Below are 19,585 nucleotides of genomic sequence, written 5' to 3' on the forward strand. Positions count from 1 at the left end.
ATGGGAAAACCATTGGTATCCATAATTACGCCGTCATTCAACTCCGAAAAATTCATTGTGGAATCGATTCAATCTGTTCAGAATCAAACCTATAAAAACTGGGAAATGATTATTGTAGACGACTGCTCTACGGATAAAACGGTATCTATAGTTGAAGAAATCAAAAAAAAAGACAGCAGAATCCACCTTTTTAAACTTATAAAAAACTCAGGAACCGGAATTGCCAGAAGTACCGCTTTGGCTCAAGCTAATGGGAAATTTATTGCTTTTTTAGACGCGGATGATTTGTGGAAACCCGAAAAACTAGACAAACAACTTAATTTTATGAAAGTGAATAAGCTTCCTTTCACATTTTCATTTTATGATTGCATAAACGAAAGGGGAAACTCTTTAAACAAAAGAATTGAAGCGCCATTGCATCTTTCCTACCAACAGTTATTTTTTTGTAATTATATAGGGAATCTTACGGGAATCTATGAAGCTAATTACTTTGGAAAAATCGCTGTTTCCTCGATTCGAAAGCGCCAGGACTGGATACAATGGCTTACAGTACTCAAAAAAATAAAAACGGCACAGCCCGTTCCGGAAAGTTTAGCTTATTATCGCATCCGGGAAAATTCTATTTCGGCTTCTAAAATAGAGTTAGTAAAGCATAATTTTGCCGTGTACAGAACGCATCATCGTTTGAATTTAATTAGCGCAACACTTTGCATGATTGGGTTTTTATTTACGCAGTTAATTCTCAAACCACGTTATTCCAAGACCATTAAAGCATCGATGTAAATTGCTTCAATTTGCCTCGATTGCTTCTTTCTAAACTATTTTTTTGGATAAAAATAAATTTTAAATTCGGTTCGAGATATTGTTCAATGGCCTTTTCAATTTTTTCAATTTGTTCCAAATTTAATTCGGTTTCACTGACATATTCAATTTCAAAAGTATCTATTTTGGTTTGTTTTATCAGAAATTCTTTCACGTTTCCGTCGTCTTCGATGATGCTTTTTGTCACATAATAAAAGGTAAGTCCAGGTGATTTTTTCCCGCTGGGTAAAATGGCAACATCATTGGTCCGGCCTATTAATTTCTTGAGAATGGGTTTCTGTAATGTGCTTTTTTCGTCTAGAATTCCAAGATCGCCAATGTCATAGCGAATAAAAGGATGTGCTTTATTGAACAAGGAAGTAATCACGATTCGGCCTGAAGTACCATTTGGAACAACTCGATTATTTTCATCCAAAATTTCCACAAATAACGTTTCTGAATTCACTTGCCATTCTCCTTCCTTATTCTGAAAAGCAATCAAATCAAGTTCTGATGCACCGTATTCATTGACAATAGGAATGCCAAATTGTTTTTCCAATAGGAGTTTGTCTTCTTCAAAAAGCATTTCTGAAGTTACCATGCACACTTTCAAACTCGGACAAATTGCAGATAATACGATGTTTTTCTTTTGTAAAAATTTAGCAAACAAAACAATGGAACTTGTATACCCATTGATATAATCGAATTTTTTTGTTCGAAAATGATTCAAAAATCCTTCTAAAACAGCATCTGATAAATCAAAAATGGAGAACCGAAACCGATGGCTCAAAAAATCCTTGAAACGTTCTTTTTTGTTGCCAATAAAGTCCAACGGAATTCCATAAAAACGCGCTTGATAGGAAGTATTAAAATCAATTTCATACCAGGCAAAACGGTAAATATTTGACGCCCAAGTCAACGCATGACAAAATTTATCTTGTGCAAAAATAAAAGGAGTACCGCTGGAACCGGACGTTTTATTGATGTAACTGTTTTTAAGAGAGTAATTTTTAGAAAGCCTTTCCAGTAAAGGTTTTTGTAAATTTTGTTTGTTTAAAACAGGTAAATTTTCCCAGATTTTATGATTTTTTGAACCGACTAATTCACGATAAAAAGGATTATTTTGCAAATGAAAATGGACAATTTCTTGTTTTTTATTTTCAATAAAAACGTCATGTTCTTTTTCAGAAAAAGCTACAATTTTTCGCAATTCGGATTTAGCCTCCTTCATTGGAAAATTATTTAGCTGCAGCGATAAGTCGAAAAGTGGGAGCATTTTAAAGTGATAATTCATCAAAAATAATATTTACCAACAACTAATGACAGACAACGAACAACTTTTTAAAAATTAATTATTTTTTACGTACAAAAGCAATTATTTTTGCACCACAACTAAACACAACTACACATGACAATTTTACTACTGGGTTCGGGCGGAAGAGAACATGCTTTTGCGTGGAAAATGATTCAAAGTCCGCTTTGTGACACACTTTTTGTAGCACCAGGAAATGCTGGAACAGCTTCAATAGCTACTAATGTGGCTATTAGCCCAACTGATTTTGAAGCTATAAAAACGTTTGTTCTTCAGGAAAAAGTAGCAATGGTTGTGGTAGGACCAGAAGATCCTTTGGTAAAAGGGATTTATGATTTCTTTCTAAACGATGCTACATTAAGTCATATTCCGGTTATCGGTCCATCAAAAATGGGGGCACAACTGGAAGGAAGTAAAGAATTTGCCAAAGAATTTCTAATAAAACATAATATTCCAACGGCTGCTTACGATAGTTTTACTGCTGAAACAGTAGAAAAAGGATGTAAATTCCTAGAAACATTGGAACCGCCGTATGTTTTGAAAGCAGATGGTTTAGCTGCCGGAAAAGGGGTGTTGATTATTCAAGATTTGGCAGAAGCCAAAGAAGAATTAAGAAATATGCTCGTGCATCAAAAATTTGGTGCCGCCAGTTCTAAAGTTGTTATCGAAGAATTTCTGGACGGTATAGAATTAAGCTGTTTCGTTCTTACGGATGGAAAAAACTATAAAATCCTGCCAACTGCCAAAGATTATAAGCGTATAGGTGATGGTGATACAGGTTTAAATACAGGCGGAATGGGAGCCGTTTCTCCAGTTCCTTATGTTGATGCTGTTTTGATGGAAAAAATAGAAACACGCATTGTAAAACCTACAATTGACGGTTTCCAGAAAGACGGAATTGCATATAAAGGCTTTGTTTTTATTGGATTGATTAATGTAAAAAATGAGCCAATCGTAATAGAATATAATGTGAGAATGGGTGATCCGGAAACTGAGGTGGTTATACCGAGATTGAAAACGGATTTAGTAGAATTATTTTTGGCTGTAGCCAATGAAAAACTAGACGAAATTAATCTGGAAATTGATGAAAGAAGTGCTACTACCATTATGGTTGTTTCCGGTGGATATCCGGAGGAATTCGAAAAAGGAAAAGTAATTTCAGGATTAGAAACCATTGAAGATTCGATTGTTTTTCACGCAGGAACTACACTCGATAACGGAAATGTAGTTTCTAACGGAGGAAGGGTTTTGACTGTAACTTCGTATGGAAATGATTTTGAAGAAGCCATAAAAAAATCCTACCAAAACATAGACAAGCTACATTTTGATAAGATGTATTTTAGAAAAGATATTGGAAACGACTTAAAATAGTTTCCAGTTATCGCTCATTTTTAATTCTTATTTTAAGAAAGAGTGAGCGGTAGTATCTTGTTTTTCTGTTCCTGCTTCTTCAAAAATTTTCAATTGTTTGATCCAATATACCATTGCTGAGGCACAAATAATCATGAAAATCCAGTTAATTGTGTTTGCAGCAAACCAAGAGGTAAGCTCTAGTGAGCGTAAAAAGTCTAGAGGAGCAAATAAAATATTTACAAATAAGTATTGTATTCCTTCGAAAAATGCTTTCATAATGTATAAAATTAATTTTAGTAGTTGTCTTTTGGGAACTCTGACGGGTAAAAATTCTTATTTAGAAGAATCTTTTTGAACTTGCAGGGTTTGCTTTTTAAACAAGTATTATATTTACGAACACAAAAGTATAAAATATCCGTATGATAACAAGTATTTTTAGAAAATCTACACCATTAAATTTTTCATTGGTCGTAATTTTGATGCTGGTTTTCTTTTCTATATACCAATTTCAAGATTTATCGTGGGTGAATTCCTTTTTTTCGATCCTAAATAAAGCAGGATTGTTCTGTTTTGTAGTGGCTTCTGTTTTTATTACCGATTTTGTGGCCAAAAAAAATGGATTGAGCAAAGACAGTACCTACACGATTTTTTTTTACTTTTTGTTGTTGCTTTTTTCCCCAACTATATTCGACAATACAAATCTGATTATTTCGAATTTCTTCATTTTATTAGCCCTACGTCGATTGATTTCATTGCAGTCCCTGAAAGCTTCTAAAGAAAAAATATTTGATGCCTCATTGTGGATTTTTCTGGCTGCTTTATTTCATTTTTGGAGCATAATCTTTATCGTATTGGTTTTTATATCTATAATTTTTCATGTTTCCAGAGATTATAGAAACTGGATGTTGCCTTTTATTGCTTTTTTTATTGCAGGAATTATGTTTCTGCTTTTTGCAACAGTTTTCAACCTGAATGTGGTTGATTACGTTTTGAAAAGTGTAAAAATTAATTTTAAAATTGATTATTTCACTACCAATTATCAAAACGGCGCCTTGTCTATTTATGCAACAATCGCGCTATTTTTTCTGGTTTCGATGTTTGCCACATTATCTAACAGGCCACAAGTGGTGCACACTTCTTTCAAAAAAATTGTTGCTTCGTTTTTTATTGGGGTACTTATTTTTCTGATTTCATCAAATAAAAGCAGTGACTTATTAGTGTTTACATTTGCTCCTTTGGCCATTATGGCAACCAGTCACATTGAACTGCCTCAACTTAAACTAAAACAGGAAATGGTACTATTTGTGCTTATTGCCTGCAGCTTGTTTGCTTTTTTTACGCAATTATAGCTTTTCACCGTAGGCTAAATCACCTGCATCTCCTAAACCGGGAACAATATAACTGTGCTCATTTAGCTTTTCATCTAATGTAGCGACCCAAAGATGACAATTTTCCGGTAAATGTGCTTCCAGATGCGCGATGCCTTCAGGAGCAGCAATAACGACCGCAATGTGAATCTCTTTAGGTGTGCCTCTCTCCATCAATTTATTGTAAACCGCAACGATAGATTGACCGGTGGCAAGCATAGGATCTACTAGTACTAAATTTTTGTTGTTGATGTCAGAAATGGCCTCGTATTGCACAAGTATATCAAAGGAATCATCATGGTTTGGATGGTGCCTAAAAGCAGAAACGAAACCATTTTCGGCATAGTCAAAATAATTCAGAAAACCCAAATGTAATGGCAATCCGGCCCGTAGAATGGAACATAAAACCAATTGATCCTTGATTTCAGTGGTTTTTTTAAGGCCTAATGGTGTTTTGATTTCTACACTTTTATACTGTAATTCTTTACTCAATTCATACGCCATTATTTCACCAATACGTTCAATGTTTCTTCGGAAGCGCATGCTGTCATTGTGAACGTTCACATTTCTAATCTGCCCTAAAAAATGATTTAGGACGCTGTTTTCCTCTGATAAATAATGGATTTGCATGATCGTATTTTTGTAATTAAACTTATAGTTATTTTTATATGGTATAAAAGTATAAAAAGTATCTTTGTCTTTTAATATATAAAGATATGTTTTCAAAATTAGCGTACTCCGTATTCGAACAAAGTATCAACGATTATCATCAATTTGATAATGTGGATCAGCCCATAAATAATCCTTTCCCAAAGGATAAATTTGAACATTTGTTGTATCACAAAAACTGGATTGACACCGTGCAATGGCATTTTGAGGATATTATTCGGGATCCAAATATTGATCCGGTTGCCGCTTTGACCTTAAAAAGAAGAATCGATGCTTCTAATCAGGAACGTACAGATATGGTGGAATATATTGACAGTTATTTTCTTCAAAAATACAGTGCTGTAAAAGTAAAAGACCAAGCAAAAATCAACTCCGAAAGTCCGGCTTGGGCTTTTGATCGATTGTCGATTTTAGCCTTAAAAATTTATCACATGAATGAAGAAGCTACTCGTACAGAAGCTTCACAAGAGCACAGAGATAAATGTCAGGCTAAGTTGAATATTTTATTGGAACAAAGAACAGATTTGTCAACTGCCATTGATGATTTATTAACAGACATTAAAAATGGCAATAAATTCATGAAAGTGTACAAACAAATGAAAATGTACAACGATGATGATTTGAATCCTGTTTTGTACCAAAACAAGAAGTAATTTAAACCTTCTTTTGTCAAAAAAAATCCAACATATAGCCGTCATGAGGCTTTCCGCAATGGGAGATGTCGCCATGACGGTTCCTGTTTTACGCGCTTTTGTAAACCAGCATCCGAATGTTAAAATCACAGTGATTTCCAGACCGTTTTTCGAACCTTTTTTTGAAGGAATTCCGAATCTTTCTTTTTTTGCTTTCGATGAAAAAGTACGACACAAAGGGGTTGCAGGATTGTTGCGTTTGTTCCAAGATTTAAAAGGTTTAAACAATGATGCTTTTGCCGATTTACACAATGTCTTGCGCTCTAAAATCATTCGAAACCTTTTTGCTTTGAGCGGAAAAAAAGTAGCTTCTGCGGATAAAGGAAGAGCCGAGAAAAAAGCGCTGACCCAATCCGAAAACAAAGTGTTCCAGCAACTCCCTACGATGTTCGAAAGACACGTTAAAGTATTTGAACAACTCGGTTTTACAATTAATTTATCACATCCAGCCTTTCCTGAAAAAGCAGTTTTGAGTCCAGCCATTCTAGCGATAATTGGAGAAAAAAATCAAAAATGGATTGGAATTGCTCCTTTTGCACAATACGATTCTAAAGTGTATCCGTTGGATTTAATGCAGGAAGTAATTGACAAATTAGCTCTGGACACAACCAATACCATTTTGCTTTTTGGCGGTGGAAAAAAGGAAATCGAAATCTTAGATTCGCTTGCTGCTAATAAAGAAAACATGATTGTTGTTGCGGGGCAACTCAAATTGCGACAGGAATTACAACTCATTAGCAATCTTGATGTAATGCTTTCCATGGATTCTGGGAATGCACATATTGCAGCAATGCTAGGCGTAAAAGTGATTACACTGTGGGGCGCGACGCATCCGTATGCAGGATTTTCACCGTTTAATCAGCCATTGGAAAATTCTTTGGTTTCCGATAGAAATATGTTTCCAAAATTACCGACTTCGGTTTACGGGAATAAAAAAGTAGCTGGTTATGAAGATGCGATGCGTACGATTTTGCCGGGGACAGTAGTTTTAAAAATAAAAATGTTTTTTTGAACCATTAAGGGATTAAGAGATTTAAGATTTAATGAAAATTAATTCTTTAATGTTTCAAGAATTCAAAGCCAAATTTTTTCGTCTTGACATCGCTTCAAAACATATCTTTTTAAATTCGAAATGGTTTCCTGATAATTTGGAGCATCATACCCAAAACGTTTGTGCTCGGCTTGTTCTTTTTCGAAAGTTGGGATAGTTGGCTAATTCCTGACAAGATTCTAATAGTTGTTAATAATATTTATTAGCTTGTTTTTCTGACCATTCCTCATAAGTATACTCCCAGATTTCAGCTAAATCATTTACAGCTAAATTTGTCAAATAATATTTAGCCATTTGCTCTTTTCTTTGCTTGTAACGTTTCTAGGTGATTTTTTGGGTCAAAGTCTTTTGCAAGTCCACTATCGATTCCTTCCTGAATGGCATTTTTTAATAGTAGAACTTTATCTTCTTCTTCTTCTTCTAGCATACGAAGACCAGCCCGAATTACCTCACTTGCATTTTGAAACCGACCTTTTGAAATACTTTTTTCGACAAAAATTTCAAAATGATTTCCTAAAGAGACGGATGTATTCTTTCCCATGATTTTTTAATTTTTTACTAAAGTACCAAAAATTGGTAACAATTGAAATGTTAGTTCTGAAAATTTAACTTAACATCAAAGAGAATTAATCATTTGAGCGATTCCAATTAGGATCATTCCAATTCCAGCAAGATTTCCTTGCCATGTTTTTGTATTCTTCGAAAAAAACTTGGACAAATGCAAATCTGTACTAATGTCTTTTCTCAAATATACCAAAATTACCATTCCTAAAATAATAAAGCCTATTCACCAAAACATAGCATTCAATTTTAAGTTAATCAATGATTTCCAGTTTCTTTTAGCACAATTTTTGAGCGTTACCTGCTGACTTTTATATGTGTTTAAGGTCATACATGGGTACTCTAAATTATATGTACTACTTTGTGATAATAATTTATCGAAATATCGTGTGGATTTTGACCGTACTATTATACTACAAATCAAAACCTCCTTAAAATAAAAAAACTTCCCTTTTCAGAGAAGTTTTCGTTATCATTTAGACTATTTCCTAAACATCATCATAATCTACATAGATAGTTTCAGAGGTAGGATGCGCTTGACAGGTAAGAATAAGTCCATCTGCGATTTCTTTATCGGTAAGGATAGAATTTTTCGTCATTTCGGCAGTTCCGGAGGTAATGCGAGCCAGACAACTGCTGCAAATTCCGCCTTGGCAGGAGTACGGAGCATCAAGGCCTTGTTTTAAAGCGGCATCAAGAACAGTTTGTTTCTGTGACATTTCAAAAGTCGTTTCCTCATCATCTACCATAATGGTGATTTTGGTATGTCCACCCAATGATTTTTTTATTTGATTTTCTTCGGCAGACGGAGTGAAAAGTTCAAATTTTATAGCCGATTCCTTGACATTATTTTCTTTTAAAACATCCGAAACCGTATTGATCATTGTTTCCGGACCACACAAATAGAATTTTTCGAATTCTAATTCTTTGTGTTTGTTTTTCAAAATGAAGTTGACGGTTGATTTTTCAATTCTGCCGAATAATTCACCTTCAATTTTGGACTGACTGTATACATAGTGAACAAAGAAACGGGCCACATATTTTTGTTGTAAATCATGTAATAGTTGGTGAAACATGGTTTCTTCTGGAGTTTTATTTCCGTAAACCAAGATAAAACTGCTTTTAGGTTCGCTGCTGAGAACACTCTGAATGATGGATAAAACGGGAGTAATTCCGCTTCCGGCTACAAAAGCCGCATAATTTCTGGCGCGATCCGCATCAGCAACAAAGGTAAATTTTCCTTCTGGAGTTCCTACTTCCAGGGTATCTCCTGCTTTTAGTTTTGTATTAGCCAATTGAGAAAATGCACCACCTTTTACGGCTTTTACCGCAATGCGCAATTCGCCGCTTTCCGGAGAAGAACAAATGGAATACGCACGGCGGATCTCTTCACCGTCAAGTTTCAATTTTAAGGTTGTGTATTGACCAGCCAGATAGGTGTAAAAAGCTTTAAATTCTAATGGGACGTTAAATAAGACCGAAACCGAGTCTGTGGTTTCTCGTTTAACTTCTTTAATGTTTAATTTATAGAATGACGACATGATGTTTTTTTTGCAAATATAGTAAACAGAATAGGTTTTTTGAATTCAAAATATTTGAAATTTAACATACATCACTAAGTTATGTATAAGTTTCTTATGTATATTTGATTTTCAAAATGAGATTGCTTCGTGCCTCGCAATGACAAAAAAATGAAAAACTCACAATTATACAAAGGAAGTCTGAATACGATTATCATGAAATTGCTCGAAGAAAACGGCAAGATGTACGGATATGAAATCACTCAGAAAGTAAAGTTAATTACCCAAGGCGAACTCAACATCACCGAAGGTGCTTTATATCCGGCCTTGCACAAACTGGAAGCCGAAGGTTTGCTGGATGTGGAAATTGAAAAAGTGGATAACCGCATGCGTAAATATTACAAACTCACGGAAAGCGGAAGCAAGGAAACTGTAAACCGACTCTCAGAACTCGAAGATTTCATTCGAAACATGCAGAGTTTAGTGAACCCGAGTCCAAAATTAGAATTTTAATTTTTTGAAGATGAAACTAACCGCCGAACAAATAGACCAACTTTACCTTTTTACCCGTCAGCATTATGTAGAATATTACGATTTGCAAACGGAATTAGTCGATCATTTGGCAAACGCCATTGAAACCGAATGGCAGCAGAATCCCAAGCTTACTTTTGACGAAGTTCTACATAAAGAGTTCAGGAAGTTTGGCGTTTTTGGTTTTATGGATGTGGTAGAAAGTCGGCAAACAGCTCTAGGGAAAAAATACAATCGTATTGTATGGAGTCATTTCAAAGGGTTTTTTACTATACCTAAAATTATATTAACTGGGTTTTTGATTTTAGCAGTGTTTTATTTTCTTAAAGAATATTATACAAAAGAGATTTTTACCGCAACAATGCTTTTTTTAATTAGTAGTATGCTGACTTTTTTATTTTTTGAAAACAGAAAAATGAAGAAGCGCAAGCAGGAAACGGGAAAAATTTGGCTTTTTGAAAAGATACTATCTAATTATGGAACTTTTCCGTGGTTAATGATTTTGCCTATTCATTTTTTTAATATCATTAGAATTGATCGAATTTCAAATCCAAGTGACTTGGTACTATTTTGCATGAGCCTGTTTATAGTCTCAATGTCTTTGGCGATTTTCATTGTATTAAAAATAATCCCTTCCAAAGCTGAGGCCTATTTAAAACAAAACTATCCGGAATATAAATTAGAAAATTTGTAACGTTTTCTCATTTTGACTACCTACTATAAAACCAAAAGAACCAAACTATGATTCAAAAATTTCTTTATCTCGAATGGAAAGCATTTTTTAGATCGGCTTCCTTCGCTACTAATTTAGCTTTGAAAATCCTGATGGGTTTTGTTGCCATTTATTTCATTTTAATTTTCTTAGCATTAGGAGTCGGGGCTTTTTATATTCTGAAGAAAATGAATCTGGACCCAATTGTTACCGTTAATCAATTCATGATTTATTATGTGTTGATGGATTTAATCATCCGACTGCTGTTGCAAAAAATCCCGGTAATGAACATTCGCCCCATGTTGATTTTCCCCATAAAAAAATCCACGATTGTTCATTTCTCACTAGGGAAGACGGTTTTGTCCTTCTTCAATTTGGTACACTGTTTTTTCCTGATTCCGTTTTGTGTTGTTTTAATTATCGAAGGATACGATATAGTTTCCGTAATGCTTTGGTACACTGCAATCTTTTCTTTGCTATTCAGCAATAATTTTCTGAATATTCTACTGAGTAATAAAGATAATTTATTTGCAATTTTCTTGGCAATAGCAGCCGTTTTAGGAGGATTACACTATTACGGACTCTTTAATATTACGGAGTTTACAGCGCCATTTTTTAATGCTATTTTCAATACGTATTGGGCTTTTGCCATTCCGATTTTGGTTTTAATCGTACTATATTATATTACTTTTCAGTATTTCAAAAAGAATTTATACCTCGATGCGGGATTGTCAAACAAACATGATGAAGCCAAAACAGAAGAGCTGACTTGGTTAAACCAATTTGGAACCATAGGAACCTTCTTGAAAAACGACATTAAATTAATCAAAAGAAACAAACGATCTAAAACCACCGTGGGATTGAGCGTCATGTTCCTTTTTTATGGCTTTCTTTTCTTCACTAATGGGATTGAAGCGTATAATAATCCTACAATGCATATTTTTGCGGGGATATTCGTTTCGGGTGGATTCTTAATCACCTTCGGACAATTTGTACCGAGTTGGGACAGCGCGTATTATCCGTTAATGATGACGCAAAACATTCCGTACAAAGGCTATTTGAGTTCTAAATGGTGGCTGATGGTAATTGCTACAATTGTGACTACAACCATTGCTTCGTTCTATCTTTACTTTGGATGGCAGGTATATTTAACCATTATTGTGGGTGCCATTTATAACATTGGAGTCAATTCTCATTTAGTTTTATTGGGTGGCGCGTACACTAAAACACCAATCGATTTGAGTTCCGGGAAAGGCGCTTTTGGAGATAAAAAAGCATTCAATGTAAAAACGATGCTAATTTCACTGCCGCAATTAGGATTGCCCGTTTTACTGTATTGGGCCGGTTCTAATCTAGCAGGTACTAATGTGGGATTAGCCATAGTGGCTTCGGCAGGAGTAATAGGTTTTGCATTCAAAGACAAAGTTTTTACCTTGATTGAAAAAATCTATAAATCAGAGAAATACGCAACCATTGCGGCTTACAAACAAAAAGGATAAATAGCAATCACATTATCCAAACAACCAGTTAACCGACTAAACTTCAAAAAATGATACAAGTAAACAACCTTTCGAAAACATACAACGGAACAACCGTATTAAAAATAGATACTTTAGAAATAAAAAAAGGCGAAAGCTTTGGATTAGTAGGGAATAACGGAGCCGGAAAAACCACTTTTTTCAGTCTTTTATTAGATTTAATTCAGCCATCAACGGGAAATATTATCAACAATGACATTCAGGTAAACACCAGCGAAAACTGGAAACCGTTCACCGCTTCTTTCTTGGACGAAAGCTTTCTCATTGGGTACTTGACGCCCGAAGAATATTTTTATTTCATTGGCGATTTACGCGGACAAAACAAAGCCGATGTGGATGCTTTACTGGCAACACACGAAGAGTTTTTCAACGGAGAAATCCTCAATAACAAGAAATATTTACGCGATTTATCCAAGGGGAACCAGAAAAAAGTAGGCATCATCGCCACTTTAATTGGGAATCCGGAAGTCATTATTCTGGATGAGCCGTTTGCCAATTTAGATCCCACGACCCAATTTCGATTAAAAAAAATCATCAAGGATTTAGCGGATAATCCGGAAGTAACCGTTCTGGTTTCTAGCCACGATTTACTGCACACCGTTGAGGTCAGCAACAGGATTGTTGCGCTGCACAAAGGCGAAGTGGTCAAAGACATTCAAACTTCGGAGGAAACCTTAAAGGAATTAGAACTATTTTTTGCCGTTTAAAATTCAACGCAACAGTCGTAGACTAAACTTTTACCGCTAATTTGCTAATTGCATTTATTAATTTAAATGTTCAGTTTGCGAATTAGCGGTTTTTTTTGGGCGTAACCCTCCGTGATTGCTTCGTCGTTCCTCCTCGCAACTTCGGGTCGGGCTGTACGCTGTATCCAAGCTAAAAAGCGAGGGATGCCGCTTCCATCCCTTACGCACGATAGGAAAACCGAAATATAACACCATAATTTTCACGATAGCAAAAAGAAATGTATTTTTACCACTAAATATACTAAAACGGGTATTTACTAGTTAATTGATAAAAAACGTTTTCCATTGAAAATCAATAGATTCAAGCAGTTATTTTTCTTTTTCTTTTTTTCTTTTTTGGTAGCCTGTTCTACCAAGAGAGATACTTTTATGGCAAGAAATTCACACGCGTTAAGTACCAAGTATAATATTTTATATAACGGTCAAGTAGGATTGGATAAAGGAGTTCTGGCGGTAAATGCCAATAGCGATGATGATTTTTGGCAACTTCTGCCGGTAGAAAAAATGCAAATTGTAGAAGATTTTACTTCCACAACAAAACCTAAAAATACCGATTTTGAATTGGCAGAAGCCAAAGCGACCAAAGCCATTCAAAAACATTCGATGAACATTGGTGGCAGAGAAAAAAACAGTCAAATAGACGAAGCGTATCTGATGCTTGGAAAAGCCAGGTATTACGACCAGCGATTTGTTCCGGCACTCGATGCTTTCAATTACATTCTCTACAAATATCCAAACAGCAGCAAGATTTATGAAGCCAAAATTTGGCGGGAAAAAACAAACATGCGTCTGGGAAATGATGCTTTGGTCATAAAAAACATCAGTAAATTAGTAGAAGATCACGACCTGAAAAATCAAGTTTTTGCAGATGCAAATGCCCTTTTAGCCGCTTCTTTTTTTAATTTAGAAGAAAAAGACAGCGCTGTTGCTAAGATCAAAAACGCGATTGAATACACTAAAATAAATCAGGAAAAAGCACGATACCGTTTTGTTTTGGGACAACTGTATCAGGGATTAGGATACAAAGACAGCGCGGTTGCATCCTATCAATCCGTGATTGACATGAACCGAAAATCCGAAAGAAGATTTGTCATTCAGGCGCATGCCAAAAAAGCCGAATTGTTTGATTATGAAAAGGGAGATTTTAATTCTTTTGTTGAAACTTACGATGAATTAATAGAAGACAGAGAAAACAGGCCTTATAAAGATATGATTTTTCATCAAATGGCAGTGTTTTATGATAAACAAAACAGACAGGAACAAGCCTTAGATTTTTATAACGCCTCGTTAAAGACCAGTTCAAAAGACACCTATTTAGTAGCTTCAAATTATAGAAATTTAGGAAACCTGTATTTTAGAAATGCGGATTATCCTGTGGCGGCAAAATATTATGACAGTACCTTGGTTAAATTGAATACAAAATCAAGGGAGTTTAATAAAATACAAAAAATAAGAAGCAATCTCGATGAGGTCATTTTGTATGAAGCGCTTGCAAAGCGAAATGACAGCATTCTGAATGTGGTGGCGATGAACCCTGTGGATCGTCAAACTTATTTTGAAAAGTATATCGTTCAACTAAAAGAAAAAGAGGAAGTCAAAAGACTTTTAGCGGAGCAAAATAAAGCAAAACAGGAAAATATAGAGCGGAATAATTCGATTGGATCGGGAGATCCGGCTTCAGATCAAGAGTCCGCAAAACCCATTCGGAAATCACCCATGATGCCACCAACCATTCCCAGCGCGACGACCCAATCAGCGGGTAGTTTCTATTTTTATAATCCTACAACAGTTGCTTTTGGAAAAGTAGACTTCAAGAAAAATTGGGGCGAAAGGACTTTAAATGGGAATTGGAGACTTTCATCAGGAAATGCTAACCCAACTTTGGCTGCTGCTTCGGTTGAGGACAGTCAATCCGTTGAAAAGAAAACGGAATCAAATAAAATTATAGAAGAACATACACCAGATTTTTACCTGAAACAGCTTCCTACGGCACAAATCGAGTTAGACAGCATAGCCAAAGAACGTAATTTTGCTTACTATCAATTGGGTATTATTTATAAGGAAAAATTCAAAGAAAATAGTTTGGCTATTGCAAAATTGGAACAATTATTAAACAATAATCCAGAGGAAAAACTGGTGCTTCCAGCGATGTATAATTTGTATAAATTATATCAAATCACCGATGTAAACATGGCAGCTGCGATGAAAAAGAAGATAACAATTCGGTTTCCGGATTCGCGTTATGCACAAATAATTAACAACACCAATCCAGATGCAATTTCTCAAACTGAAACCCCGGAAAGCGTCTATGCTAAGTGGTATAAAGCATTCCAAGAAGAGCAATTTATTGCCGTTATAGAGCATTCAGACAGCTTGATTACTCAATTTTCAGGCGAGGATATTGTATCTAAATTCGAATTGCTCAAAGCAAGTGCCATTGGAAAACTAAAAGGTGTGACGGCCTACAAAAACGCATTACAAGAGGTGGCTGATAATTATCCAAATAGCGAAGAAGGCAAAGGAGCACAGGTTATTTTGAATGACCAAATCCCGTTTTTAGAGAAAATGGAGTTGAATACAACGGATTCAAATAATTGGAAAATTCTATATCAAGTAGGTTCTCGTGACGATAAAAATACAAAAGCAGTGGAAGAAAAAATTAAAATGTTCATAGCCAGTGAAAATCTTCAGAAACTATATTATTCCTATGATATTTATACGGAGAAAGAAAATTTCATTACCATTCACGGTATAAAATCACGGGTTTATGCAACTGACATAACATTGGTTTTATCAGAGAACATAAAATATAAAATCCCGGATACCGCAATAGTGGTTTCAGGTGAAAACTATAAAGTAATCCAAATCAAGAAAAATCTCGAAACGTATTTGGTACCAAAAAAGCAATAATTATGTTTGATAAAAAAGCAAAATCTTATACCGATCTTTTAGGAAAAACGAATCGGATTGTTGAAGGAACTACGATAAAAGGCGATATTATTTCGCAGGCTGATTTTAGATTAGACGGAAATTTAATTGGTAATTTTCAGTCAGAAGGAAAAATAGTGATTGGACCCGCAGGAAGTGTAACTGGAGATATTGTATGCAAAAATGCGGACATCGAAGGAAAATTTGAAGGTAAAATTCAGGTAACCGAAGTATTGAATGTAAAATCAAAGGCCAGTATTCATGGAGAAGTTATTGTAGGGAAATTAGCAGTAGAGCCAGGCGCTGATTTTAGTGCATCTTGTGCCATGAAAACAAATATTAAAAATGTAATGCAAAACGATGGACAACAAACCACCTCCGAAAAGAGCGAATAAATGGCTGCAGTTCATTAATATTCCAATTCAAATGGGAGTTATCATATTTTTGTTTTCCTATCTTGGGGACTGGTTAGACGAGAATTATCCCCATCCAAGAGTATATTACAGTAAAATTGTAGTGATGGTTGGCGTGGTTTTGGCATTGTACAATGTAATCCGTCAGGTAAACGAAATCAATAAAACGCAGTAATTTTTCAAAATAAAAAGCGTAAAAACCAATCGTAACACGTTCCGATTTTACAAATTAAAATAACGTTGCGCCTGAGTGCCTTTGCGGCAAAAAACAAATACAATGAATTTAAAAAAATACAAACCACTGCTGCCTTTATTGGTGCTTGCGGGATTGGCTTACGGTATTCATAGAGTTATTTTTTATGTTTTGCACATAAATGACACCACTTTTTACTATTCGATAGAAACCCTATACCTGCTGTTCTTGGCGTTGTCAATTATGGTATTTGTGGTTTTGCTGAAAGTGAAAGAACGAAGTTTTGATAATGTAGGCATGTCATTTCTTTTGAGCACCAGTATCAAAATGATAGTTTGTTATTTGATTTTAAAGCCTATATTGCGGGTTACAATTGAAATTAAATCAGTAGAGAAAATTAATTTTTTTATGATGTTTATTCTCTTTTTGGCAATCGAAACGATATTAACAATACGTATCTTAAACGAAAAGCAATAAATATATTTTTTAAGGAACAAATCCATCAAAAATAATTTTTTATATTCTTTTGCATATTAATAAAAGATGTACATTTGCACCAAATTTCAGAAACGTAATAAATTAAGATAATTAACTGTTATGGTGATTTCAAACAAACCACTTAGATTCATAGTAGCGACTTTAGTAGCGTGTCTTCCTTTAATTAGTTTTGCAAATCCGGAACAGGATTCTGTGAAAGTAAAAACAGAAGTTGCTCATGAGGCAGCTGAAGGAGCTCATGCTGAACCAACAGATGTAAAATCTGAAATTAAGGAATTTATCAATCATCACCTTTTAGATTCACATTCTTTTACCTTCAATGCGGATAAAGAATCAGGATCACATAATGGTTTCTCATTGCCTGTTATCCTTTGGGACAATGGTTTGCAAGTATTTTCTTCTTCAAAATTTCATTATGGTGAAGAAACAGCAGAGCACAATGGAAACTTCTACGTATTGCACCACGAAAAAATATACAAAACAGCTGCGGACGGAACTTTAACAGAAGGCGAACATGGTCATCCTACTAATGTAACGCCACTTGATTTATCCATCACTAAAAGTGTGGTTGGTATTTTGTTTGTCGCCATTTTAATGTTTATCTTGTTTAAAGGTTTAGCAAAATCATATACTAAAAACGGAGGAATCGCTTCAGGAGCCGGACGCATATTTGAACCGATTGTTTTGTATGTCAGAGACGAAATTGCCATACCAAATATTGGAGAAAAAAATTATAAGAAATACATGAGTTACTTGTTAACGATATTTTTCTTTATTTTATTTCTAAACATTTTAGGGTTAACGCCACTGGGATTCAATATAACGGGAAATATTGCTATAACAGCATCGCTGGCTATTTTGACGTATGTGATTACCACTTTCTCAGCCAATAAAAATTACTGGGCACACATTTTCTGGATGCCAGGGGTGCCAACTCCAATGAAATTTATTTTGGCGCCAATTGAATTATTGGGAACCATCATCAAACCATTTTCATTAATGATCCGTTTGTACGCTAATATTTTAGCAGGACACGTAGTTTTGATGAGTATCATTGGTTTAATGTTTATTTTTAAAAGTTGGATTGGAAGCAGTTTGTCATTTGGATTGGCATTTGTGCTTATGATTCTTGAAATATTAGTAGCTTTTTTACAAGCGTATATTTTCACTATGTTATCCGCACTTTATTTTGGAGCAGGAAACGAAGAGCATCATCACGAAAAGGCTCATCATTAAGTCGAAAGTCAAACGTCGAAGGTTTAAAGTCAACGGGACTTTATGACGTTAGACTATTAATAAGAATGTTTAATTTTTAATTTATATATTATGGAAATTCCAACTATTGTAGGAGCAGGTTTAATCGTTATCGGAGCGGGTTTAGGTATTGGTAGAATTGGTGGTTCAGCAATGGACGCTATTGCTCGTCAACCAGAAGCTTCTGGAAAAATCCAAACAGCTATGCTTATCGCAGCTGCGCTTATTGAAGGTATTGGTTTTGCTGCGTTATTCGCATCTTAATTAAAACTAAAAAAAACAATAGTTACAACGGTTGGTTGTAACTATTGTTTTTAAAATTAAAACATTACAAATTGCGATTAAAAGCAATTCATACTTTAAAATTTATAATTAGATATAATGGATAAGTTAATAAATGATTTTTCGTTTGGTTTGTTTATTTGGCAAATAGTAATATTTGTAGGATTGATATTCTTATTAAAAAAATTCGCTTGGAAACCAATTCTGGATGCAGTTAATGATAGAGAAGAAGGAATTAAAAATGCCTTACTATCTGCTGAAAACGCTAGAAAAGAAATGCAAAATCTTCAAGCTGACAACCAACGTATTTTACAAGAAGCAAGATTAGAGCGTGACAACATGCTTAAAGACGCTCGTGAAATAAAAGAGAAAATGGTTGCGGATGCAAAAAATGAAGCACAGGCTCAAGGATTAAAAATGATCGAGCAAGCGAAAGCAGCAATTGAAAGTGAAAAAAATGCAGCCATGGCCGAATTGAAATTACAAGTTTCAACATTGTCATTGAATATCGCAGAAAAAATATTGAAAGACGAATTATCTAACAAAGAAGCTCAAACTAAATTAGTTGAGAAAATGTTAGGTGATGTAAAGTTAAACTAACAATTATGGCAAGTACAAGAGCAGCAATTCGCTATGCAAAAGCAATTCTAGACTTAGCAAACTCAAAAGGTGTTGCCGAAGTTGTAAATAACGACATGAAATTGATTGCTTCGACAATTAAGGGTAATTTAGAATTGAGTACTTTTATTCAAAACCCGACCATGAAAGTGGAGGTAAAAGAAAAAGCACTGTTAGAAGTTTTTGCCGGTATAAATGGCGTAACTCAAGGGTTGTTTCATTTATTATTTGAAAACAAAAGATTCGAAATTCTAGAAGCAATTGCCATAGAGTACAGTAAATTATCGGATATTATGAATGGTATTGAAGTAGCGCAGGTTACTACAGCGATTCTTATGGATGCAGCGTTAGAAGCTAAAGTTTTGGCTAAAATTGCAACACTTTCGGATAAAAAAATCACAATAGAAAATATAGTAGATGCTTCAATCATTGGAGGATTTATTCTTAGAATAGGCGACAAGCAATACAATGCTTCAGTAGCCAACAGATTACAAGTATTAAAAAGAGAGTTAAGTAATTAGTTTTATTGCACATTTAAGTGTCTAA

The 19,585-nt window shown here is 34.7% G+C and carries 23 protein-coding genes; 17 read left to right on the forward strand and 6 right to left on the reverse strand.

Features of this window, described 5'->3' with window-relative positions; all coding sequences use genetic code 11:
- Positions 1 to 783 carry a glycosyltransferase family 2 protein gene (locus tag EKM02_RS10620; protein WP_126454974.1) on the forward strand — a complete coding sequence of 261 codons (783 nt, stop codon included), beginning with the start codon at positions 1 to 3 and terminating at the stop codon, positions 781 to 783.
- Here the strand turns inward: EKM02_RS10620 and EKM02_RS10625 are convergent.
- Positions 767 to 2,077 (reverse strand): phenylacetate--CoA ligase family protein, encoded by a 1,311-nt coding sequence (locus EKM02_RS10625; protein WP_126454976.1) that lies wholly within the window; start codon positions 2,075 to 2,077, stop codon positions 767 to 769. The genes EKM02_RS10620 and EKM02_RS10625 overlap by 17 nt on opposite strands.
- 132 nt (positions 2,078 to 2,209) lie before the next feature.
- On the opposite strand from EKM02_RS10625, the gene purD reads away from it, so the two are divergent.
- Complete coding sequence (purD, locus tag EKM02_RS10630; RefSeq protein WP_126454978.1) at positions 2,210 to 3,484, forward strand: phosphoribosylamine--glycine ligase; 1,275 nt, start codon at positions 2,210 to 2,212, stop codon at positions 3,482 to 3,484.
- Positions 3,485 to 3,511: 27 nt separating this feature from the next.
- On the opposite strand, the gene EKM02_RS10635 is transcribed toward purD, so the two are convergent.
- On the reverse strand, positions 3,512 to 3,742 hold the full coding sequence (locus tag EKM02_RS10635) for a DUF6341 family protein (RefSeq protein ID WP_126454980.1): 231 nt from the start codon (positions 3,740 to 3,742) through the stop codon (positions 3,512 to 3,514).
- 143 nt (positions 3,743 to 3,885) lie between these two features.
- Here EKM02_RS10635 and EKM02_RS10640 point away from each other — a divergent pair, with 143 nt between their 5' ends.
- Positions 3,886 to 4,815 (forward strand): DUF6427 family protein, encoded by a 930-nt coding sequence (locus EKM02_RS10640; RefSeq protein ID WP_126454982.1) that lies wholly within the window; start codon positions 3,886 to 3,888, stop codon positions 4,813 to 4,815.
- Here the strand turns inward: EKM02_RS10640 and upp are convergent.
- A complete protein-coding gene (gene upp / locus EKM02_RS10645) occupies positions 4,810 to 5,463 on the reverse strand; it encodes a uracil phosphoribosyltransferase (protein ID WP_126454984.1) in 654 nt (217 codons plus the stop codon). The two genes, EKM02_RS10640 and upp, sit on opposite strands and share 6 nt — an antisense overlap.
- A gap of 86 nt (positions 5,464 to 5,549) precedes the next feature.
- Between upp and EKM02_RS10650 the strand changes: the two genes are divergently transcribed.
- Both EKM02_RS10650 and EKM02_RS10655 read left to right on the forward strand, forming a co-directional pair.
- Complete coding sequence (locus EKM02_RS10650) at positions 5,550 to 6,155, forward strand: DUF4254 domain-containing protein (RefSeq protein ID WP_126454986.1); 606 nt, start codon at positions 5,550 to 5,552, stop codon at positions 6,153 to 6,155.
- Positions 6,156 to 6,198: 43 nt separating this feature from the next.
- A complete protein-coding gene (locus tag EKM02_RS10655) occupies positions 6,199 to 7,206 on the forward strand; it encodes a glycosyltransferase family 9 protein (protein ID WP_126454988.1) in 1,008 nt (335 codons plus the stop codon).
- A gap of 228 nt (positions 7,207 to 7,434) precedes the next feature.
- Here the strand turns inward: EKM02_RS10655 and EKM02_RS10660 are convergent, their stop codons facing one another.
- The 3 genes from EKM02_RS10660 to EKM02_RS10670 form a co-directional block, all read right to left on the reverse strand.
- A complete protein-coding gene (locus EKM02_RS10660) occupies positions 7,435 to 7,539 on the reverse strand; it encodes a type II toxin-antitoxin system RelE/ParE family toxin (RefSeq protein WP_410503691.1) in 105 nt (34 codons plus the stop codon).
- Positions 7,532 to 7,786 (reverse strand): type II toxin-antitoxin system ParD family antitoxin, encoded by a 255-nt coding sequence (locus EKM02_RS10665; protein WP_126454990.1) that lies wholly within the window; start codon positions 7,784 to 7,786, stop codon positions 7,532 to 7,534. The genes EKM02_RS10660 and EKM02_RS10665 overlap by 8 nt, the downstream gene beginning before the upstream one ends.
- Positions 7,787 to 8,294: 508 nt before the next feature.
- On the reverse strand, positions 8,295 to 9,347 hold the full coding sequence (locus EKM02_RS10670; protein WP_126454992.1) for a ferredoxin--NADP reductase: 1,053 nt from the start codon (positions 9,345 to 9,347) through the stop codon (positions 8,295 to 8,297).
- Positions 9,348 to 9,497: 150 nt separating this feature from the next.
- Between EKM02_RS10670 and EKM02_RS10675 the strand changes: the two genes are divergently transcribed.
- From EKM02_RS10675 to atpH, 12 genes are all read left to right on the forward strand, one after another.
- On the forward strand, positions 9,498 to 9,839 hold the full coding sequence (locus EKM02_RS10675) for a PadR family transcriptional regulator (protein ID WP_126454994.1): 342 nt from the start codon (positions 9,498 to 9,500) through the stop codon (positions 9,837 to 9,839).
- Between the two features lie 10 nt (positions 9,840 to 9,849).
- Positions 9,850 to 10,551, forward strand: coding sequence for a hypothetical protein (locus EKM02_RS10680; RefSeq protein WP_126454995.1), 702 nt, complete (start codon positions 9,850 to 9,852; stop codon positions 10,549 to 10,551).
- A gap of 47 nt (positions 10,552 to 10,598) precedes the next feature.
- Positions 10,599 to 12,068, forward strand: coding sequence for a DUF5687 family protein (locus EKM02_RS10685; RefSeq protein ID WP_126454997.1), 1,470 nt, complete (start codon positions 10,599 to 10,601; stop codon positions 12,066 to 12,068).
- A 50-nt stretch (positions 12,069 to 12,118) separates the two neighbouring features.
- Positions 12,119 to 12,814, forward strand: a complete 696-nt coding sequence (locus EKM02_RS10690) for an ABC transporter ATP-binding protein (RefSeq protein ID WP_126454999.1) — start codon at positions 12,119 to 12,121, stop codon at positions 12,812 to 12,814.
- Between the two features lie 324 nt (positions 12,815 to 13,138).
- A complete protein-coding gene (locus tag EKM02_RS10695; RefSeq protein WP_317124986.1) occupies positions 13,139 to 15,763 on the forward strand; it encodes a tetratricopeptide repeat protein in 2,625 nt (874 codons plus the stop codon).
- Between the two features lie 2 nt (positions 15,764 to 15,765).
- A complete protein-coding gene (locus EKM02_RS10700) occupies positions 15,766 to 16,176 on the forward strand; it encodes a polymer-forming cytoskeletal protein (RefSeq protein ID WP_126455001.1) in 411 nt (136 codons plus the stop codon).
- Complete coding sequence (locus EKM02_RS10705; RefSeq protein ID WP_126455003.1) at positions 16,142 to 16,369, forward strand: AtpZ/AtpI family protein; 228 nt, start codon at positions 16,142 to 16,144, stop codon at positions 16,367 to 16,369. The genes EKM02_RS10700 and EKM02_RS10705 overlap by 35 nt, the downstream gene beginning before the upstream one ends.
- 102 nt (positions 16,370 to 16,471) lie before the next feature.
- Complete coding sequence (locus EKM02_RS10710) at positions 16,472 to 16,864, forward strand: hypothetical protein (protein WP_126455005.1); 393 nt, start codon at positions 16,472 to 16,474, stop codon at positions 16,862 to 16,864.
- A 120-nt stretch (positions 16,865 to 16,984) separates the two neighbouring features.
- Entirely contained in the window at positions 16,985 to 18,121 is a 1,137-nt protein-coding gene (atpB, locus tag EKM02_RS10715) for a F0F1 ATP synthase subunit A (protein WP_126455007.1), read from the forward strand.
- A gap of 90 nt (positions 18,122 to 18,211) precedes the next feature.
- Complete coding sequence (gene atpE, locus EKM02_RS10720) at positions 18,212 to 18,403, forward strand: ATP synthase F0 subunit C (RefSeq protein ID WP_073353856.1); 192 nt, start codon at positions 18,212 to 18,214, stop codon at positions 18,401 to 18,403.
- A 117-nt stretch (positions 18,404 to 18,520) separates the two neighbouring features.
- The gene (locus EKM02_RS10725; protein ID WP_126455009.1) at positions 18,521 to 19,021 is read left to right on the forward strand and encodes a F0F1 ATP synthase subunit B; all 501 of its coding nucleotides are present in this window, start codon (positions 18,521 to 18,523) and stop codon (positions 19,019 to 19,021) included.
- A gap of 5 nt (positions 19,022 to 19,026) precedes the next feature.
- Positions 19,027 to 19,560, forward strand: a complete 534-nt coding sequence (atpH, locus tag EKM02_RS10730; RefSeq protein WP_126455011.1) for an ATP synthase F1 subunit delta — start codon at positions 19,027 to 19,029, stop codon at positions 19,558 to 19,560.
- The last annotated feature ends 25 nt before the right edge of the window (positions 19,561 to 19,585 follow it).

This window comes from Flavobacterium sp. RSP49 (genome assembly GCF_003968735.1).
GTDB lineage: Bacteria > Bacteroidota > Bacteroidia > Flavobacteriales > Flavobacteriaceae > Flavobacterium.

What these genes read in the sequence shown, in the direction of transcription:
- atpB (WP_126455007.1), top strand. Translation starts at nt 16,985, where the DNA reads ATGGTGATTTCAAACAAACCACTTAGATTCATAGTAGCGACTTTAGTA.
- EKM02_RS10620 (WP_126454974.1), top strand. Translation starts at nt 1, where the DNA reads ATGGGAAAACCATTGGTATCCATAATTACGCCGTCATTCAACTCCGAA.
- EKM02_RS10670 (WP_126454992.1), bottom strand. Translation starts at nt 9,347, where the DNA reads ATGTCGTCATTCTATAAATTAAACATTAAAGAAGTTAAACGAGAAACC.
- EKM02_RS10655 (WP_126454988.1), top strand. Translation starts at nt 6,199, where the DNA reads ATGAGGCTTTCCGCAATGGGAGATGTCGCCATGACGGTTCCTGTTTTA.
- EKM02_RS10690 (WP_126454999.1), top strand. Translation starts at nt 12,119, where the DNA reads ATGATACAAGTAAACAACCTTTCGAAAACATACAACGGAACAACCGTA.
- EKM02_RS10685 (WP_126454997.1), top strand. Translation starts at nt 10,599, where the DNA reads ATGATTCAAAAATTTCTTTATCTCGAATGGAAAGCATTTTTTAGATCG.
- EKM02_RS10625 (WP_126454976.1), bottom strand. Translation starts at nt 2,077, where the DNA reads ATGCTCCCACTTTTCGACTTATCGCTGCAGCTAAATAATTTTCCAATG.
- purD (WP_126454978.1), top strand. Translation starts at nt 2,210, where the DNA reads ATGACAATTTTACTACTGGGTTCGGGCGGAAGAGAACATGCTTTTGCG.
- EKM02_RS10660 (WP_410503691.1), bottom strand. Translation starts at nt 7,539, where the DNA reads ATGGCTAAATATTATTTGACAAATTTAGCTGTAAATGATTTAGCTGAA.
- upp (WP_126454984.1), bottom strand. Translation starts at nt 5,463, where the DNA reads ATGCAAATCCATTATTTATCAGAGGAAAACAGCGTCCTAAATCATTTT.
- EKM02_RS10725 (WP_126455009.1), top strand. Translation starts at nt 18,521, where the DNA reads ATGGATAAGTTAATAAATGATTTTTCGTTTGGTTTGTTTATTTGGCAA.
- EKM02_RS10650 (WP_126454986.1), top strand. Translation starts at nt 5,550, where the DNA reads ATGTTTTCAAAATTAGCGTACTCCGTATTCGAACAAAGTATCAACGAT.
- EKM02_RS10700 (WP_126455001.1), top strand. Translation starts at nt 15,766, where the DNA reads ATGTTTGATAAAAAAGCAAAATCTTATACCGATCTTTTAGGAAAAACG.
- EKM02_RS10665 (WP_126454990.1), bottom strand. Translation starts at nt 7,786, where the DNA reads ATGGGAAAGAATACATCCGTCTCTTTAGGAAATCATTTTGAAATTTTT.
- EKM02_RS10640 (WP_126454982.1), top strand. Translation starts at nt 3,886, where the DNA reads ATGATAACAAGTATTTTTAGAAAATCTACACCATTAAATTTTTCATTG.
- atpH (WP_126455011.1), top strand. Translation starts at nt 19,027, where the DNA reads ATGGCAAGTACAAGAGCAGCAATTCGCTATGCAAAAGCAATTCTAGAC.
- EKM02_RS10675 (WP_126454994.1), top strand. Translation starts at nt 9,498, where the DNA reads ATGAAAAACTCACAATTATACAAAGGAAGTCTGAATACGATTATCATG.
- EKM02_RS10710 (WP_126455005.1), top strand. Translation starts at nt 16,472, where the DNA reads ATGAATTTAAAAAAATACAAACCACTGCTGCCTTTATTGGTGCTTGCG.
- atpE (WP_073353856.1), top strand. Translation starts at nt 18,212, where the DNA reads ATGGAAATTCCAACTATTGTAGGAGCAGGTTTAATCGTTATCGGAGCG.
- EKM02_RS10680 (WP_126454995.1), top strand. Translation starts at nt 9,850, where the DNA reads ATGAAACTAACCGCCGAACAAATAGACCAACTTTACCTTTTTACCCGT.
- EKM02_RS10705 (WP_126455003.1), top strand. Translation starts at nt 16,142, where the DNA reads ATGGACAACAAACCACCTCCGAAAAGAGCGAATAAATGGCTGCAGTTC.
- EKM02_RS10635 (WP_126454980.1), bottom strand. Translation starts at nt 3,742, where the DNA reads ATGAAAGCATTTTTCGAAGGAATACAATACTTATTTGTAAATATTTTA.